The 15484-nt window shown below is 67.2% G+C and carries 14 protein-coding genes and 1 tRNA gene; 8 read left to right on the forward strand and 7 right to left on the reverse strand.

The genetic code is table 11. The features are described 5' to 3' along the window. Positions 1-25 precede the first annotated feature (25 nt). The 5 genes from pstA (at position 26) to PX554_RS11720 (ending at position 3922) form a co-directional block, all read left to right on the forward strand. A complete protein-coding gene (pstA, locus tag PX554_RS11700; RefSeq protein ID WP_275501883.1) occupies positions 26-1291 on the forward strand; it encodes a phosphate ABC transporter permease PstA in 1266 nt (421 codons plus the stop codon). Beyond that, positions 1288-2067: a phosphate ABC transporter ATP-binding protein PstB gene (gene pstB, locus PX554_RS11705; RefSeq protein WP_176786982.1), complete on the forward strand. Its 780-nt coding sequence runs from the start codon at positions 1288-1290 to the stop codon at positions 2065-2067. Before pstA ends, pstB begins: the two co-directional genes overlap by 4 nt. 11 nt (positions 2068-2078) lie before the next feature. Further along, complete coding sequence (phoU, locus tag PX554_RS11710; RefSeq protein ID WP_093220138.1) at positions 2079-2780, forward strand: phosphate signaling complex protein PhoU; 702 nt, start codon at positions 2079-2081, stop codon at positions 2778-2780. Between the two features lie 4 nt (positions 2781-2784). After that, positions 2785-3477: a phosphate regulon transcriptional regulator PhoB gene (gene phoB / locus PX554_RS11715; RefSeq protein ID WP_093220141.1), complete on the forward strand. Its 693-nt coding sequence runs from the start codon at positions 2785-2787 to the stop codon at positions 3475-3477. Positions 3478-3595: 118 nt separating this feature from the next. Continuing rightward, the gene (locus PX554_RS11720) at positions 3596-3922 is read left to right on the forward strand and encodes a hypothetical protein (RefSeq protein WP_093220144.1); all 327 of its coding nucleotides are present in this window, start codon (positions 3596-3598) and stop codon (positions 3920-3922) included. Between the two features lie 41 nt (positions 3923-3963). On the opposite strand, the gene PX554_RS11725 is transcribed toward PX554_RS11720, so the two are convergent. From PX554_RS11725 to PX554_RS11740, 4 genes are all read right to left on the reverse strand, one after another. Next, positions 3964-4569: an ATP-binding cassette domain-containing protein gene (locus PX554_RS11725; protein ID WP_275502000.1), complete on the reverse strand. Its 606-nt coding sequence runs from the start codon at positions 4567-4569 to the stop codon at positions 3964-3966. Further along, complete coding sequence (gene modB / locus PX554_RS11730) at positions 4559-5248, reverse strand: molybdate ABC transporter permease subunit (protein WP_275501894.1); 690 nt, start codon at positions 5246-5248, stop codon at positions 4559-4561. Before modB ends, PX554_RS11725 begins: the two co-directional genes overlap by 11 nt. Before the next feature lie 276 nt (positions 5249-5524). After that, positions 5525-6280 carry a molybdate ABC transporter substrate-binding protein gene (gene modA, locus PX554_RS11735; RefSeq protein ID WP_275501896.1) on the reverse strand — a complete coding sequence of 252 codons (756 nt, stop codon included), beginning with the start codon at positions 6278-6280 and terminating at the stop codon, positions 5525-5527. Positions 6281-6312: 32 nt separating this feature from the next. Beyond that, the gene (locus PX554_RS11740) at positions 6313-9687 is read right to left on the reverse strand and encodes a glycosyltransferase (RefSeq protein ID WP_275501898.1); all 3375 of its coding nucleotides are present in this window, start codon (positions 9685-9687) and stop codon (positions 6313-6315) included. Positions 9688-9900: 213 nt separating this feature from the next. Between PX554_RS11740 and PX554_RS11745 the strand changes: the two genes are divergently transcribed. Then, positions 9901-9977, forward strand: a tRNA-Pro gene (locus tag PX554_RS11745). Positions 9978-10096: 119 nt separating this feature from the next. On the opposite strand, the gene PX554_RS11750 is transcribed toward PX554_RS11745, so the two are convergent. Together PX554_RS11750 and PX554_RS11755 are read right to left on the reverse strand one after the other, a co-directional pair. After that, positions 10097-10633: a peroxiredoxin gene (locus PX554_RS11750; protein ID WP_093220157.1), complete on the reverse strand. Its 537-nt coding sequence runs from the start codon at positions 10631-10633 to the stop codon at positions 10097-10099. A 74-nt stretch (positions 10634-10707) separates the two neighbouring features. Further along, positions 10708-11664, reverse strand: coding sequence for a CsgG/HfaB family protein (locus tag PX554_RS11755; protein WP_275502002.1), 957 nt, complete (start codon positions 11662-11664; stop codon positions 10708-10710). Between the two features lie 204 nt (positions 11665-11868). Here PX554_RS11755 and lepA point away from each other — a divergent pair, with 204 nt between their 5' ends. Beyond that, positions 11869-13680, forward strand: coding sequence for a translation elongation factor 4 (lepA, locus tag PX554_RS11760; RefSeq protein WP_093221726.1), 1812 nt, complete (start codon positions 11869-11871; stop codon positions 13678-13680). Positions 13681-14118: 438 nt separating this feature from the next. Continuing rightward, positions 14119-14421, forward strand: a complete 303-nt coding sequence (locus PX554_RS11765) for an alkylphosphonate utilization protein (protein ID WP_093220163.1) — start codon at positions 14119-14121, stop codon at positions 14419-14421. A gap of 21 nt (positions 14422-14442) precedes the next feature. On the opposite strand, the gene PX554_RS11770 is transcribed toward PX554_RS11765, so the two are convergent. Next, positions 14443-15429 (reverse strand): sensor histidine kinase, encoded by a 987-nt coding sequence (locus tag PX554_RS11770; RefSeq protein ID WP_275501903.1) that lies wholly within the window; start codon positions 15427-15429, stop codon positions 14443-14445. Between the last annotated feature and the right edge of the window lie 55 nt (positions 15430-15484).

Below are 15484 nucleotides of genomic sequence, written 5' to 3' on the forward strand. Positions count from 1 at the left end.
ACGAGCTCAGCACGAACGGGCCGGTATGATGGGAAGTCGCCTCACCCCCGCCCCGACCGACTGGCGCGATACCGCGCATCAGCGGCGCATGGCCAAGCGCTATGCCGCCGAACGCCGCTTCCGCTGGCTCGGCCTCGGCGCGGTGCTGCTGTCGGCGGGGTTCCTCGTCGTGCTGCTCGTCTCGATGCTGTCGGCCGGACTCGGCGGGTTCGTGCAGACGCAGATCGCGCTGCCGATCGATTTCGCGCACAGCCGGCTTTCGCTCGATCCCGCGACGCTGCGCGGCCCGGGCGCCGACCTCGCGCTCGCCGCCGCCGATCTCGGCGGAGCAACCGACGCGGCCGCGATCGCCGCCTACGGGCCCGGCGGAGACTCCCTGCTCTCAGACGGCGCATGGACGCGGGTTCGCGATCAGCTCAAGGCCGATCCGTCTCTGCTACGCCGCCGCGCGACAGTGTGGGTGCCCGCCGCCGACCGCATCGACATCGCCGCCAAGCGCGAAGGCGCCCCCGCTGACGAGGCGATCGTCGCGAAGCTCAAGGCGGCCCATACGCTCACCACCAGCTTCAACGCCTTCTTCCTGAGGAGTTCGGACGCGACCGATCCGACGATGGTGGGCATCTGGGGCGCGCTCAAAGGTTCGCTGCTGACGATGGCCGTCACGCTGCTGATCGCGTTTCCGGTCGGGGTGCTGTCGGCACTCTACCTGGAGGAATATGCCCCGCATAACCGCTGGACCGATCTGATCGAGGTTTCGATCAACAATCTCGCGGCGGTGCCGTCGATCATCTTCGGGCTGCTCGGGCTCGCCGTGTTCCTCAACACCTTCCACCTGCCGCGATCGGCCGCGATCGTCGGCGGCTTGACGCTAGCGCTGATGACGATGCCGGTGATCGTCATTGCCGCGCGCAACGCGATCAAGGCGGTGCCGCCCTCGATCCGCGACGCCGCATTCGGCGTCGGCGCAAGCCCGGTGCAGGTGGTGTTCCACCACGTTCTGCCGCTGGCGATGCCGGGTATCCTGACCGGCACGATCATCGGCATGGCGCGCGCGCTCGGCGAGACCGCGCCGCTGCTGATGATCGGCATGCGCGCGTTCATCACCGCCCCGCCCGGGGGCTTGCGCGACCCTGCGACCGTGCTGCCGGTGCAGATTTTCCTGTGGTCCGATCAGGTCAATCGCGGCTTCGTCGAGAAGACCAGCGCCGCGATCCTCGTCCTGCTCGTCTTCCTGCTCGCGATGAACGGCGTCGCGATCTACCTTCGCAACAGATTCGAGACACGCTGGTGAACGTTCAGAGCCCTATCGCGCAGCACAAGATTTCCGCGCGCCACGTCAACGTCTTCTACGGCGACAAGCAGGCGATCCGCGATGTCTCGATCGATTTCGACCGCGACGTGGTGACCGCGCTGATCGGCCCGTCCGGCTGCGGAAAATCGACCTTCCTGCGCACGCTCAACCGCATGAACGACACGATTCCCTCGGCGCGGGTCGAGGGCGAGATCGATCTCGACGGCGAGGATATCTACGCGCCCGAGATGGACGTCGTGCAACTGCGCGCGCGCGTCGGCATGGTCTTCCAGAAGCCCAACCCGTTTCCGAAGTCGATCTTCGAGAACGTCGCCTATGGCCCCCGCATCCACGGCCTCGCCAGCAACCACGCCCAGCTCGCCGACATCGTCGAGCGCTCGCTCAAGCGTGCCGGCCTGTGGGACGAGGTGAAGGACCGGCTCTCGGACAGCGGCACCGCGCTTTCGGGCGGCCAGCAGCAGCGGCTGTGCATCGCCCGCGCGATCGCGGTCGATCCCGAAGTGATCCTGATGGACGAGCCGTGCAGCGCGCTCGATCCGATCGCGACCGCCAAGATCGAGGAGCTGATCCACGAGCTGAAGGGCCGTTACGCGATCGTGATCGTCACGCACAACATGCAACAGGCGGCGCGCGTGTCGCAGCGGACCGCGTTCTTCCACCTCGGCGCGCTGGTCGAATCGGGTTCGACCTCCGACATCTTCACCAATCCGCGGCAGGAACGCACCAAGGATTACATCACCGGCCGGTACGGCTGAAGGACACGCGCATGACGACCTACGAACATACCATCAAGGTCTTCGACGACGAGATCGGCCAGTTGCGCGGGCTGATCGCGCAGATGGGGGGCCTTGCCGAACAGGCGATCGACGATGCGATCGAAGCGCTCAAGCACCATGATCTCGAAACCGCCGCAGAGATCGTGCGCAACGACAAGAAGATCGACCAGCTCGAGGTGCAGGCCGAGGAACTCGCGGTGCGCATCATCGCGTTGCGCGCGCCGCTCGCCGACGATCTGCGCGACGTGGTCGCCGCGCTCAAGATCGCGGGCGTGATCGAACGGATCGCCGATTACGCCAAGAACATCGCCAAACGCACCCCGCTGATCGATTCGCACGGCCAGATCGAACCGCTGTCGGTGCTGCCGGCGATGGCCACGCTCGCGATCGAGATGGTGCATGACGTGCTCGACGCGTTCGCCGCGCGCGATCCCGAGGCCGCGCAACAGGTCTGCGCGCGCGATCGCGCGGTCGATGATTTCTACAACAGCCTGTTCCGCGTGCTCGTCACGCACATGATGGAGAATCCGGCGACGATCGGACAGGTCACGCACCTGCTGTTCATCGCCAAGAATCTGGAGAGGATCGGGGACCACGCGACCAACATCGCGGAGATGGTCTATTTCGCCGCGACCGGCACGCACATGGCCGAGCGCGATCGCGGCGCTTTCGTAACGCGTCAAGGGGAGTAAGCAGATGGCCCGGGCCAAGATGTTGCTGGTGGAAGACGATGCCGCGCTTGCCGAATTGCTGATCTGGCACTTCAAGCGCGAAGATTTCGACGTGAAGCAGACCGCCGATGGCGAGGAGGCGCTGCTGCTCGCCAAGGAGGCGACGCCCGATATCGTGTTGCTCGACTGGATGGTCGAGGGGTTGTCGGGAATCGAAGTATGCCGCCGCCTGCGCCGCATGCCCGAAACCGCGAACGTGCCGATCATCATGCTCACCGCGCGCGGCGAGGAGGAAGACCGCGTGCGCGGGCTGGAGACCGGCGCGGACGATTACGTCACCAAGCCGTTTTCCCCGCGCGAGCTGGTCGCCCGCGTCGGCGCGGTGCTGCGCCGGGTGCGGCCGGCGCTGGCGGGCGAACAGCTCACCTATTCGGACATCGAGATGGACACGGTCGGCCACAAGGTCCGCCGCGCGGGCGAGGTGATCCCGCTCGGCCCGACCGAGTTCCGCCTGCTCAAGCATTTCCTCGAACATCCCGGCTGGGTGTTCTCGCGCGAGCGGCTGCTCGATGCGGTCTGGGGGCATGACAGCGATATCGAAAGCCGCACCGTCGACGTCCACATCCGCCGGTTGCGCAAGGCGATCAACGGGGACGACCGGCCCGACATCATCCGCACCGTGCGCTCGGCGGGCTATGCGCTGGATTCGGGGGCTTAAGAGCGACGGTTCACCCGCAATTTTCGAATCGCGAGCGAAACGAGGGAGCCTTTGCGCGTTGATGTGCGTTAACCCGGCGCGCAGCGGAAATGCTGCCCGTTTTTGCAGGAGTGAACCGATGAAGCTGATGATGCTTGCCGCGCTGGCGGTTGCCACCCCCGTTGCCGGCTTTGCCCAGATGGCGCCGGCGCCCGACGCCCAGACCGCTCCCGCCGCGCCGGCGGACCCCGCCGCCCAGGCGCCCACCGCTGACCAGACTGCGGCTGCTCCTGCCGCCCCCGCCGCGGCTGCGCCGACCGGGCAGGTCCAGATGGGCGCGCCCGTCGCCAACCCCGCGCCCGCGGCGCCCGAAAGCTATCCGGTTTGCTCGGCGACCGTGAAGGACCAGTGCCGCGAAGGCGCCGGCGGTGGCCACAAGATGGCACACCGCAAGCACAAGAAGTAAGTCGATCGGGGCGGGCGAGCGCGCCCGCCCCGTCTCATCGCTTATTCCACCGAGACGATCCGCGTGCCGATCCGTTCGGCCTCGCCAGCGTCATGCGTTACCATCAATATCGGCAAGCGCGCCGTATCGCGGATATGCTCGATCGCGGTCAGGATTTCCTCGCGTCGCGCACGATCGAGCGACGACAGCGGTTCATCGAGCAGCAGGAACCGGGGCGCGCTCAGCAAAGCGCGGCCGATCGTGACACGCCGCGCCTCGCCGCCGGACAGCGTTCGCGGCCAGCGATCAAGCAGGTGCCCGATACCGAGGAAGTCGATCGCCGCCATCTCCACACGGCCACCCGGCGCGCCATAGCGCAAATTGTCCCGCACGCGGAGGTGCGGAAACAGCCGCGGCTCTTGGAAGACATAGCCCGCCCGGCGGCGCTCGGGCGGCAGGTCGACCCCCGCGTCCGCATCGAACAGCGTCTCACCGCTTACGCGGACATGGCCCGCGTCCGGCCGCAACAGACCTGCGATCATGTTGAGCACGCTCGTCTTGCCTGCACCGGACGGGCCGAACAGCACCGTAGCGCCTTCGCCGGCGGTCAGAGCGAAATCGATCCGGGTTTCGCCGATCCGCTTGGTCAGTCGCAAGTCAAACGCCACCATGCCCCCTTCCCGCCCGACGCACCAGCAGCTCGGACGCGACCAGCGCCGCCAGCGACAGCGCGACCGAAATCACCGACAGCCGCCATACGAGCGCCTCGCCGCCGGGCTGTTGCAGCGCGCTGTAGATTGCCAGCGGCAGCGTCTGCGTCTCACCCGGCACGTTCGAGACGAAGGTGATCGTCGCGCCGAACTCGCCCAGCCCGCGCGCGAAGCCGAGCACCAGCCCCGCCGCGACGCCGGGCAGGCTGAGCGGCAGCGTGATCGTGCGAAACACTCGCCAGCGCCCCGCGCCGAGCGTGCGCGCGGCATTCTCGAGCCGCCGATCGACCGCCTCGATCGACAGCCGCATCGCGCGCACCATCAGCGGCAGCGCCATCACCCCCGCCGCGATCGCCGCGCCCGTCCAGCGAAACAGCACGGTGACGCCGAATGCGCGGTCGAGCCAGTGGCCGATCGGGCCGGATGGCGCGAACAGGATCAGCAGCACCCATCCCGTCACCACCGGCGGCACCACCAGCGGCAGGTGGACCAGCGCATCGACCAGCAGCTTGCCCGGGAACGCCGCGCGCGCGAGCAGCCAGGCGAGCGCGAACGCGATCGGCAACGTCATCACGATCGCGACGAGCCCGACGCGCAGGGAGAGCGCGACGATCTGCCATTCGGTCGCGGTCAGCATCGGCGGAACCGAGCACCGCCCGCCTGTTCGCACTGAGCGAAGTCGAAGTGCGTGCTCCACGCGATTCGCTCCGGACACGTCCTTCGACTACGCTCAGGACGAACGGAGGAGTGGTGGCCCGAGCGACCGCGCGCCGGGGCGAGAGGCCATATCGCAGCGATCAGCATCGGCATCGGCCCCCGCCACCCTCCAACCCGTTCGCACTGAGCGAAGTCGAAGTGCGTGGCCCAGGCGAGTCGCTCAGGACGAACGGAGTAGAGCGTGCCAAGCCAGCGCTCACCGCGCCGAGAAGCCGTAGCGGACGAAAATCGCTTTGCCCGCCCTGCTCAGCAGGAACCGCCGGAAGCCCTCGCCCTCGGCGTTGGTCGACGCCGCTAGCCGTGCCACCGGATAGGTGATCGGCGGATGTGTGGTTTCGGGAAACACGCCCGCGATGCGCACCTTGGCCGAGGCGCGCGCGTCGGTCGCGTAGACGATGCCGAGCGGCGCGACGCCGCGCTCGACCAGCGCGAGGGTCGCACGGACGTTCTCGGCCGAGACGATATGCGGTTGCACCGCCGACAGCACGCCGAGCCGCACCAACGCGGTGCGGCCGTATTTGCCCGCCGGCACCGCCGGATCGGCCATCGCCAGCGGCCCCGCGCTCAGGAAGCGCGCGAGCCGCGCGCCGCCCGCGGGCGCGCGCACGCGGCTCGCCGCCGGCGCGACGATCACCAGCCGGTTGCCGAGGAAGGTCACGCGCGTCGCCGGCACGATCAGGTGCTTCGCCGCGATCGCATCCATCCACGCCTCGTCGGCGGAGACGAACAGATCCGCACGCGCCCCCGCTTCGATCTGCCGGGCAAGCGCCGACGAGCCGGCGAACGACACCACCGGCCGGGGATGGCCCTGCGTCGCCCAGGCATCGGCGGCGGCGGTCATCGATTCCTGCAAGCTCGCCGCCGCCAGCACCAGTGGCGGCGCCGGCGGCGCGGCACGCGCGGCGCTCGCGCTCAGAAGCAACAGCAGCGCGGCGATCAGGCGAGTCAGCATATCCGACGATATACAGCGTTCGCGGCGCAGCGCTACAGCGTCACCCGTCCGGTCCGCGCGAGCTTGCCCCAGCCGACCTTCGGCCCGCGCAGCGCCTGCGTGATCGCCTTGAGCACGACATAATACATCACCTGCCGATAGCCGATCCGCTGCGGAATCAGCAGCCACAGCAGCCGCCAGTTCTCGCGGCGTTCGAGCGCGAACGCGATCGTCGCGGCGAGCAGGTCGATCGCGGTGAACACCAGCCAGTAGATCAGCATCGTCTCGACATCATGCTGGGTCTGCGCCCAGCCATGCGCGCGCACCGCGATATAGGTCATGATGAAGCTGACGATCAGCGCGAGATCGATGATCGGCGAGATCGCCGCCAGCACGATCTGGAACAGGATCGCCTGCGGCAGCCCGACGCGCGCGAGCCCCGCCGGCTTGCCGCGCAACATCACGCCGCCATGCTTCCACAAACATTGCAGCGTGCCATAGGCCCAGCGGAACCGCTGCTTCGCCAGGCCCTTGAAGCTCTCCGGGCTTTCGGTCCAGGCGACGGCATATTGATCGTAATGGACGCGCCAGCCCGCGCGCTGGATCGCGATCGTCAGATCCTGATCCTCGGCGAGCGTATCGTCGGGATAGCCGCCGACGCTCTTGATTGCTTCGAGCCGCCACGCGCCCACCGCGCCGGGCACCACCGTCATCGCGTTGAGCCGCGCCAGCGCGCGCCGTTCGAGATTCTGCGCGGTGATATATTCGAGCGCCTGCCAACGGGTGATGAGGTTCACCCGATTGCCGACCTTGGCATTGCCCGCGACCGCGCCCAGCGCCGGATCGACGAACCAGCGCGCCAGCCGCGCGATCGTGGTCGGCTCGAACTGCGTGTCGGCGTCGAGCGCGATGACGATCTCGCCGGTCGCCAGCGTCAGCCCCTGGTTGAGCGCGCGCGCCTTGCCGCCATTCTCCAGCGTGAGCAGCCGGACGCGCGGCTCGTCGGCAAAGGCGGTGCGGACGATCTCGCTGGTGCGGTCGCTCGATCCGTCGTCGATCACGATCACTTCGAGCCGCACGTCGGTACTCGCGAGCACACCGCGCACCGCGCGTTCGATCACCGGTTCCTCGTTGAACGCCGGGATCATCACCGTGACGAAGCGGGTCGGGTCGATCGGCGGGAACACCGTCCGGCCTTCGCGCCGCGCCTGGATCAGCGCCAGCGCCGATAGGGTGAGCGCGCGTGCGATGCCGATCGTGATCGCGAAGAAGAAGATCCAACCGAGCGCAACCACGATCGAGCCGAGCGCGGTGAACACGAACAGATCGGCCGACGACGCGAGCCGGTCGCTCTCCGAGATCGGCGGCATGGCGACATCGCGCGAGATGCCCGCCAGCGCCGAAACCGGCACGAAGCGGATGCCCTTGGCGCGAAGCTGCTCGATGATCTGCGGCAGCGCCTCGACGGTCTGCTGGCGGTTGCCGCCGCCATCGTGGAGCAGGATGATGTTGCGGCTGCAACTCGCGTCGGAATTGGCGTCGCAATGCGGCGGCGGGAAGACTTGCGACACCGCCGTATCGACGATCGCCGCCACGCCGGGCCGCTTCCAGTCATTGGGATCGACGTGCAGCCCGACCGAGATGTAGCCGCGGTTCTGCGCCTGCAACGCCGGCTCGATTTCGTCTGCGGTGGTCGGCTCGGCGTCCCCGAAATAGGGCGCGCGGAACAGCCGCAGCGATCGGCCGGTGAACGCCTGGAACAGCCGCTGCGTGGTGTTGAGCTGAAAGGCCGTCTCGGTGTCGCTCGATCCCGCCATGTTGGGATGCGTATAGCTATGGCTACCGACCTCATGCCCCTCGCGGACCATCCGGTTGAGCAGCGAGCGCTGGGTCAGTGCGTTCTCGCCGATCACGAAGAAGGTGGCGGGGACGTGCTCGGCCTTGAGGATGTCTAGGATCTTTGGCGTCCAGGTCGGGTCCGGGCCATCGTCGAAGGTCAGCGCGACATAGCCCGGCTTGTAGCCGGTGCGTTGCACCACATAGGGCGACGGCAGCCGCGTGAAGTCCACGCGGTCGATCATGCCGTTGACGGCGGTGGCGTCGCGCACGCCGGTAACGGGCACGCCGGCGATCTTGAGGATTTCGCCGTTGCCGTCGATATCGACATCGGTGCCGACCGGGATCGTGTCGATCGCGGACGGCGCCGGCAACGTGCGATGGGCGCGCCCGAAGATCGACCATAGGCCGGGATCTTCCGAACCGAGCCGCCACAGCGCCACAGCGCCGAGCTTGGCGCGATTGAGGAAGCGAATCTGGTTGTAGGCGGAAGGCGCGTCGAGCAGCCACAGCACGTGGCGGACGTCGCCCTCCTGATAGGCGAAGCTGGTGTTCCCGCTCGCTTTGTCGAACACCGGCGTCGCACCCGATTCGCGCGCCGCCTCCCACGCTTCGTCGATCGCGACCGGATCGCCGCCGGATGCGCTGTCGCTATGCCAGTCATAGCCGTAGTTGCCGATCGCGACGACGATCTTGTTGCGCGGCACGCCCGACGCAGCACGCACGACGGCATTCTCAAACCACGCCTGCGATGCGATCGGGCCAGGCGGGCTGCTGAGTTCGTGCTGGTCGTACGCCATCAGGAAGACGCGATCGACGATGGTGGCGAACGCCTTCACGTCCCACGCATTCTCGCCGACCGGCACCGCGATCGCCACCACCCAGCCGCGCTTGGCGAAGCGGGCCTTAGCCTCGCGCAGGAACGCGCGGTAATCGGGCAGGCTCTTGCGCGGCAGTTCCTCGAAATCGAAGAACGCGCCGCCAGCCTGGTTCGCGGCGAGCCAGGGTTCGAGCTTGTCGAGCAACGCGCGGCGGGTCGCGGGACGGTGTAGCAACGCGGCCATGCCGGCGCCATCCCAATTGCCCTGTTCGGCGTTCTGGATCATCGGCAGCAGCAGGGGCCTGCGCACGGCGCGGTTGAGGATCGCTTTGCCCGCCGCGTCGCGAAACACGGTGATGTGGTGGTTCGGCCCGGTAACGCTCACCCAGCCGGGAATCAACCAGTCGAGTTCGTTGATATGACGGCGCAACGAAGAGGCGCTCGACGGATCCCACGGCACATGGAAGGCGATCGCGAGCGGCGTGTCATCGGCGGGTTGGACGCCGCGCGGGGGCGCCCCGGTGAGCATCCGGGCGTAATCGAGCAGTTCGCGGCGGGTCCGCTTGAGCAGCGGTTCATGCGGCGGCGGCAGGCGGACGAGCGCCGCATGTTCCGATTCGACCGGCAGAAGCGGCGCGGGCGGCACGATGCCGATCGTCAGCCCCAGCGCGACGATCGACAAGATCGTGAGCACGATGAACGCGCCGACCGCCAGGGCGAAGCGCCGCCGCCGCCGCCCGGACGCATCGAAGAAAACCGGCGCATTCGCCATATCTGCAATAATCCCCGTTACGGCCCTACCCTTATCAGCGCGGTGGCGCGCCCGAAAGCGGGCATGGCGATGACAAAGCGTTCATCCCCGCTGCCGCTCTGGGAAGAAAGGCCACGCGCGGCGCGGCGGAAACCCGCGCAAATTTCATCGGCATGCCACTTTTGGCTTGCGAGCGCCCCGTCACGCCGCTAGGCGCACTCCCCTGCAATGTGTCGGGGCGTGGCGCAGTCTGGTAGCGCACTGGTCTCGGGGTCCAGGGGTCGTAGGTTCGAATCCTATCGCCCCGACCATTGCAGCGAAATCCAAAAGATGATGACCCTGAGCAACGGACGGCGCGTTGGCGCGCCCGTGCGCAAACGTCGCGGATATGAAGCGGGCGCGACGCTCATGCGAGCGCCGCGCGCGCCGCTCAGCCCTTCTTCGCGCCGAGCGCCTTCAGCGCCGCCATCGTGCCCGAAACATGACCCTCGGGGCTCGGTTCGGACAGGACGTAGGCGATCTTGCCGTCCCGCCCGATCACGAACGAGGTGCGGTTCGACCAGCCGGTCTTCTGCGGCAGCGTCACGTCATAGCCGTTGATCGTCGCCGGGGTGGCGACGCCGACCGGGAACTTGTTGCGGCATTCGGTGACGGAGAATTCCTTGATCCGCTCGGCGTTCCCCGCCGTCAGGCCGATCAGCGTCGCGCCGAGCTTCTTATATTCGTCGGCGGCTTCGGCGAATTCATGCGCCTCGATCGTGCAGCCTTGCGTGAACGCGGCCGGGAAGAAATACAGTACCACCGGCCCCTTCTTCAGCGCCGACTGGAGCGTGAAGGTGAAGGTCTTGCCGCCCACCGCCGCCTGGGTGGTGAACAACGGCGCCTTGGCCCCGACCGCGATCGCGGCATGAGCGGGCGCGGCGAGCGCGAGCGTGCCGGCGGCGACGGCAGTCAGGAACTTGAGCATCGATCTTCTCCTAAGGGACAGCGGGCGCATCGCCCCCCGCCGGCGACATACCATGCCGGCGGGGAACCACGCTATTATTGCGTCGGGCCGAGTTTGGTGTTGAGCACCCAGCCGACATTGTCGTTCTCGTCGGCGACTTCCCACCACAGGCCGTTCTTGTTGCCGGTGGGATAGAGGATCGCACCCGGCGTGAGCGTGCGGATCGCCTTGCCGCTCGGCGAGGCGGTGGCGCGCATCGTGACCGGGCCGAGCGCGCTGAACGTCTTGGCCGGCGCGGCCTGGGCGGTGGCGGTGTCGCCAGGGGTGACGAGGCCGAGATCGTTGACGAGCTTCGAATAGGCCTGGATGAACGCGAGCGTGACGATCTTGCCGATATCGGTGTTGTCGTAACCGCCGCCGACCACGCCACCTCCCGCGACACCGGCGAAGACGCCGCCGCCCCCGCCGAAGCTCAGCGAGTTCTTGGCGGCATAGCCGTCCTCGGTCGCGAGCGTTTCGGTGGTGCGGACGTTGGTGATCGACAGGACGACGTTCGCCTCCTGCTTGCGGCTGCGGATCCCGCCGACGAGGCCGCCGACCGGACCGCCGATCAGCCCGCCGAGGCCCGCGCCGATCCCGCTGCCGCTCGCGTTGCTGTTGGCGCCCTGCACTTCGGCCTGGAGCACGTAGTCCGCGGCCTTGATCTGGCCGACGCCCACGTTCGCGCCGCGCTGCAGACCGAGCCCGCCGCTGATGTCCCGCTCACGCTGCGCCGCCTGAAGCCCGCTGCCGCGATCGACCAGATTGAAGCAGCCCGAACGCTGCACCAGCACCTTGAGCAGCTTCTGCGGCGGCGCGAGATTATACTGGGTCCAGCCACGCGGATCATCGCCATCGACGATCGAGAGCGTGCCGAGTTTCCTGGCGCAGCGCGGCACGTCGTTGGCGGTCGCCTCCTGCAGCTTCTGCGCGCCCGAGGGCTTGGCGAGCCGTTGTGCGGGCGCGACCGCGGGCGCCATCGCCACACCCGCAACGAGTAGCGCCGAAATCATTGTACGCATCGATTATCCCCGTATTGTCTCGCGCGCGCCGATGTTTCGGCTGCGGGCGCATTTTGCATGGATGGACCGCGACCTCGAACACCGCGCGCGTACCATTTCGCAGGGGTGATCGCCAGTCTCTTGGGCGGGCGCTTTGGCTTATCGCGCAAGCAATGCTATCGGCTCCCCAACACCCCGTTTCACAGAATGGCCGACGTGACGACTCCACTCGAAAAGATCCGTAATTTCAGCATTATCGCCCATATCGATCATGGGAAGTCGACGCTTGCCGACCGGCTGATCCAACAGACCGGGGGCCTCAGCGACCGCGAGATGTCCGAGCAAGTGCTTGATAACATGGACATCGAGAAGGAGCGCGGAATCACCATCAAGGCGCAGACGGTGCGCCTGTCGTACAAGGCCGACGATGGCGAGACCTATACGCTCAACCTGATGGACACGCCGGGCCATGTCGATTTCGCCTATGAAGTCTCGCGCAGCCTCGCCGCGTGCGAGGGGGCGCTCCTCGTCGTCGATGCCGCGCAGGGCGTCGAGGCGCAGACGCTCGCCAACGTCTATCAGTCGATCGAGCATGACCATGAGATCGTGCCGGTCATCAACAAGATCGACCTGCCCGCCGCCGATCCCGACAAGGTGAAGGCCGAGATCGAGGAGGTGATCGGCCTCGACGCGAGCCAGGCGGTGCTGACCTCGGCCAAATCGGGGATCGGCATCCGCGAGACCCTCGAGGCGATCGTCACGCGCATTCCGCCGCCCAAGGGCGATGCCACCGCGCCGCTGAAGGCGATGCTCGTCGATAGCTGGTACGACCCCTATCTCGGCGTCGTCATCCTGATCCGCGTGATCGACGGGGTCTTGAAGAAGGGCCAGCACGTCAAGTTCATGCAGGCCGGCACCGAGCATCTCGTCGACCGCGTCGGCTGCTTCCGCCCCAAGATCGAGCAGCTCGCCGATCTCGGCCCCGGCGAAATCGGCTTCATCACCGCGCAGATCAAGGATGTCGCGCAGGCGCGCGTCGGCGACACGCTGACGGACGTGAAGCGCCCCGCCGCCGAACCGCTCGCCGGCTTCAAGGAAGTCCAGCCGGTGGTGTTCTGCGGGCTGTTCCCGGTCGATGCCAACGACTTCGAGAAATTGCGCGAGAGCATCTCCAAGCTGCGGCTCAACGACGCGAGCTTCTCGTTCGAGATGGAGACGAGCGCCGCTTTGGGCTTCGGCTTCCGCTGCGGCTTCCTCGGGCTACTGCACCTGGAGATCATCCAGGAGCGGCTGACGCGCGAATATGATCTCGACCTCATCACCACCGCGCCGAGCGTGGTCTATGAGATCGAGCTGACTCACGGCGGCGGCCATATGGAGCTCCACAACCCGGCCGACATGCCCGACCCCAACAAGATCGAAAGCATCTCCGAGCCGTGGATTCTGGCGACGATCTACGTGCCCGACGAATATCTCGGCTCGATCCTCAAATTATGCCAGGATCGGCGCGGCATCCAGAAAGACCTCACCTATGTCGGCGGACGCGCGCAGGCGACCTATGAACTGCCGCTCAACGAAGTGGTGTTCGATTTCTACGATCGGCTGAAATCGCTGTCGAAGGGCTATGCGAGCTTCGATTACACGCAGATCGGCTACCGTGAGGGCGATCTCGTCAAGATGGGCATCCTCGTCAACGAGGAGCCGGTCGACGCGCTCAGCATGATCGTCCACCGCTCGACCGCCGAGGTGCGCGGGCGCGGCATGGTCGAGCGGCTCAAGGAACTGATCCCGCGCCATATGTTCAAGATCCCGATCCAGGCGGCGATCGGCGGCAAGGTGATCGCGCGCGAGACGATCAGCGCGATGCGCAAGGACGTGACCGCGAAATGCTACGGCGGAGACGCGACGCGCAAGCGCAAGCTGCTCGACAAGCAGAAGAAGGGCAAGGCGCGGATGCGGGAATATGGGTCGGTGAGCATCCCGCAGGAGGCGTTCATCGCGGCCTTGAGAATGGGTGACGAGAACTGAGGGAGCGCGTCAGGCTAAGCGCAGCTTAGCCTCGGATCGAAACCGAGCCGGCCGGCAGCGCCCCAGCGCCGTCCGACGCCGCGGCTTTGCCGCGGCGGGTTCCCAATTTCGTGATAGCCGCCCAGCCTAACAGGCCGTGGCCCGCTTAGCACTGTGAAACGAAGACGAAACAGATCAATTCGAAAAGAGTCTGTCGCCTAGGAAGTCGTCAGACATCGGACCTCCCCAGCCGAGCCGTCGATGAAGCGATTTTGCGGGGGACCGGCTCGAAATCGGGCGCGGGGCGGGGTGCGGGCATGCAGTTCTGCATGGATGGCATCGATAACCTAATGGTTCCTTTAGAGCAGCCACGCCCCGCCTTGCCGCCGGCAGGAAGGGCTTTGCCGCAGGCGGCGGGCCGGGTAGCAGGGCGCGTTTCGATTGCGAGGGAGCGACACGGTGAGCGACGACGAGTACGTCTATGACGAGGACAGCGGCGAGTGGGTTCCGGCGGCGGAGCTTGCCGAGAAGACCCGGTTGGCCTCGCAGGTCGAGGTACGGGACTCGGTCGGCAATCTGCTCGCCGATGGCGATCAGGTCACGCTCATCAAGGATCTCGAGGTGAAGGGCGCCGGCCAGACGCTGAAGCGCGGCACGCTCATCAAGTCGATCCGGCTGACCGGCGACGCGCAGGAAATCGACTGCCGTTACGAAGGCATCAAGGGCCTGGTGCTGCGCGCCGAGTTCGTCCGCAAGCGCTGACGGCTCGCCCCGTGCGAACCGCTACGCCGCGAGCCGCGCGCGGTTCATCCGGATCGTCACGATCAGCCCGGTCTCGGCCCAGTCGTAGGTGATCGTGCCGCCGAGCTGATGGGTGACGCTGCGCTGGACGAGCTTGCTGCCGAAGCCGCGTGCGTCGTCCGGCGCGTGGACCTCCGGCCCGCCATGTTCAAGCCAGGTGAGGACGATGTCGTCGCCCTCCGACGTGCTCGACACGTCGAGCGTGCCCTCGGGCACCGACAGCGCGCCATATTTCATCGCATTGGTGGCGAGTTCGTGGATCACCAACGCGAGGGCGGTGGCGGCCTTCTCGCCGACGCCCATGCGCTCGACCGCGACGCGGATGCGCCCCTTGAACCCGCCCAGATCATAGGGTGCGAGCAGCACCGCGATCAGATCGCCGAGCAGCGCGGCGTCGCCCTGCCCGTCGGGGAGCGGGCGGACCAGATCATGCGCGCGGCCGAGCGCCGAGAGGCGTTCGGTGAGGTCGCTCGCCAGTTGCTCCACGGTTTCGGCCGAGCGCGAGGAGATCGCGGTCAGCCCGGAGGCGATCGCGAGCAGATTCTTGACGCGGTGGCTCATCTCGCCGGCGAGCAGCTCGTGCCCTTCCTCGGCCTGCTTGCGGCCGGTGACGTCGAGGAAGATGCCGTACACGGTGTGCGCGACGGCATCGTCCTCCTCGCCCTGCCCGCGCGCCGCGACCCAGCGCACCTCGTCGCCGATCATGATGCGGAAGTCGGTCTCATACGGGCCGAGGATCGCGCGGGTCGCGGCGAAGGCCGAGCGGACGCGGTCGCGGTCGGCGGGGTGGATGCGCGCCGACAGTTGCTCGAACGTGACCTCGTCCCGCTGCGGCAGGCCCCACAGTTCGAAGCCGAGCTCGTCCATCGTGAACGCGTCGGTATCGACGTTCCACGCCCATAAAGCGACCCCGGCCGCGGTTATCGCGCGGCGCAACTGCTCCGGGCGCCACTCTTGAGTCGCGGGCATTTTGGTAACCAATTCGAATCCCTCAGTTCCATCCTGGCGCGATCGCACCCCCCTC

The organism is Sphingomonas pollutisoli (genome assembly GCF_029167165.1).
GTDB lineage: Bacteria > Pseudomonadota > Alphaproteobacteria > Sphingomonadales > Sphingomonadaceae > Sphingomonas > Sphingomonas pollutisoli.

Coding starts and splice junctions, on each gene's coding strand:
- pstA (WP_275501883.1), top strand. CDS start 26: ATGATGGGAAGTCGCCTCACCCCCGCCCCGACCGACTGGCGCGATACC.
- phoU (WP_093220138.1), top strand. CDS start 2,079: ATGACGACCTACGAACATACCATCAAGGTCTTCGACGACGAGATCGGC.
- phoB (WP_093220141.1), top strand. CDS start 2,785: ATGGCCCGGGCCAAGATGTTGCTGGTGGAAGACGATGCCGCGCTTGCC.
- PX554_RS11720 (WP_093220144.1), top strand. CDS start 3,596: ATGAAGCTGATGATGCTTGCCGCGCTGGCGGTTGCCACCCCCGTTGCC.
- modB (WP_275501894.1), bottom strand. CDS start 5,248: ATGCTGACCGCGACCGAATGGCAGATCGTCGCGCTCTCCCTGCGCGTC.
- modA (WP_275501896.1), bottom strand. CDS start 6,280: ATGCTGACTCGCCTGATCGCCGCGCTGCTGTTGCTTCTGAGCGCGAGC.
- PX554_RS11740 (WP_275501898.1), bottom strand. CDS start 9,687: ATGGCGAATGCGCCGGTTTTCTTCGATGCGTCCGGGCGGCGGCGGCGG.
- PX554_RS11750 (WP_093220157.1), bottom strand. CDS start 10,633: ATGCTCAAGTTCCTGACTGCCGTCGCCGCCGGCACGCTCGCGCTCGCC.
- PX554_RS11755 (WP_275502002.1), bottom strand. CDS start 11,664: ATGATTTCGGCGCTACTCGTTGCGGGTGTGGCGATGGCGCCCGCGGTC.
- PX554_RS11770 (WP_275501903.1), bottom strand. CDS start 15,429: ATGCCCGCGACTCAAGAGTGGCGCCCGGAGCAGTTGCGCCGCGCGATA.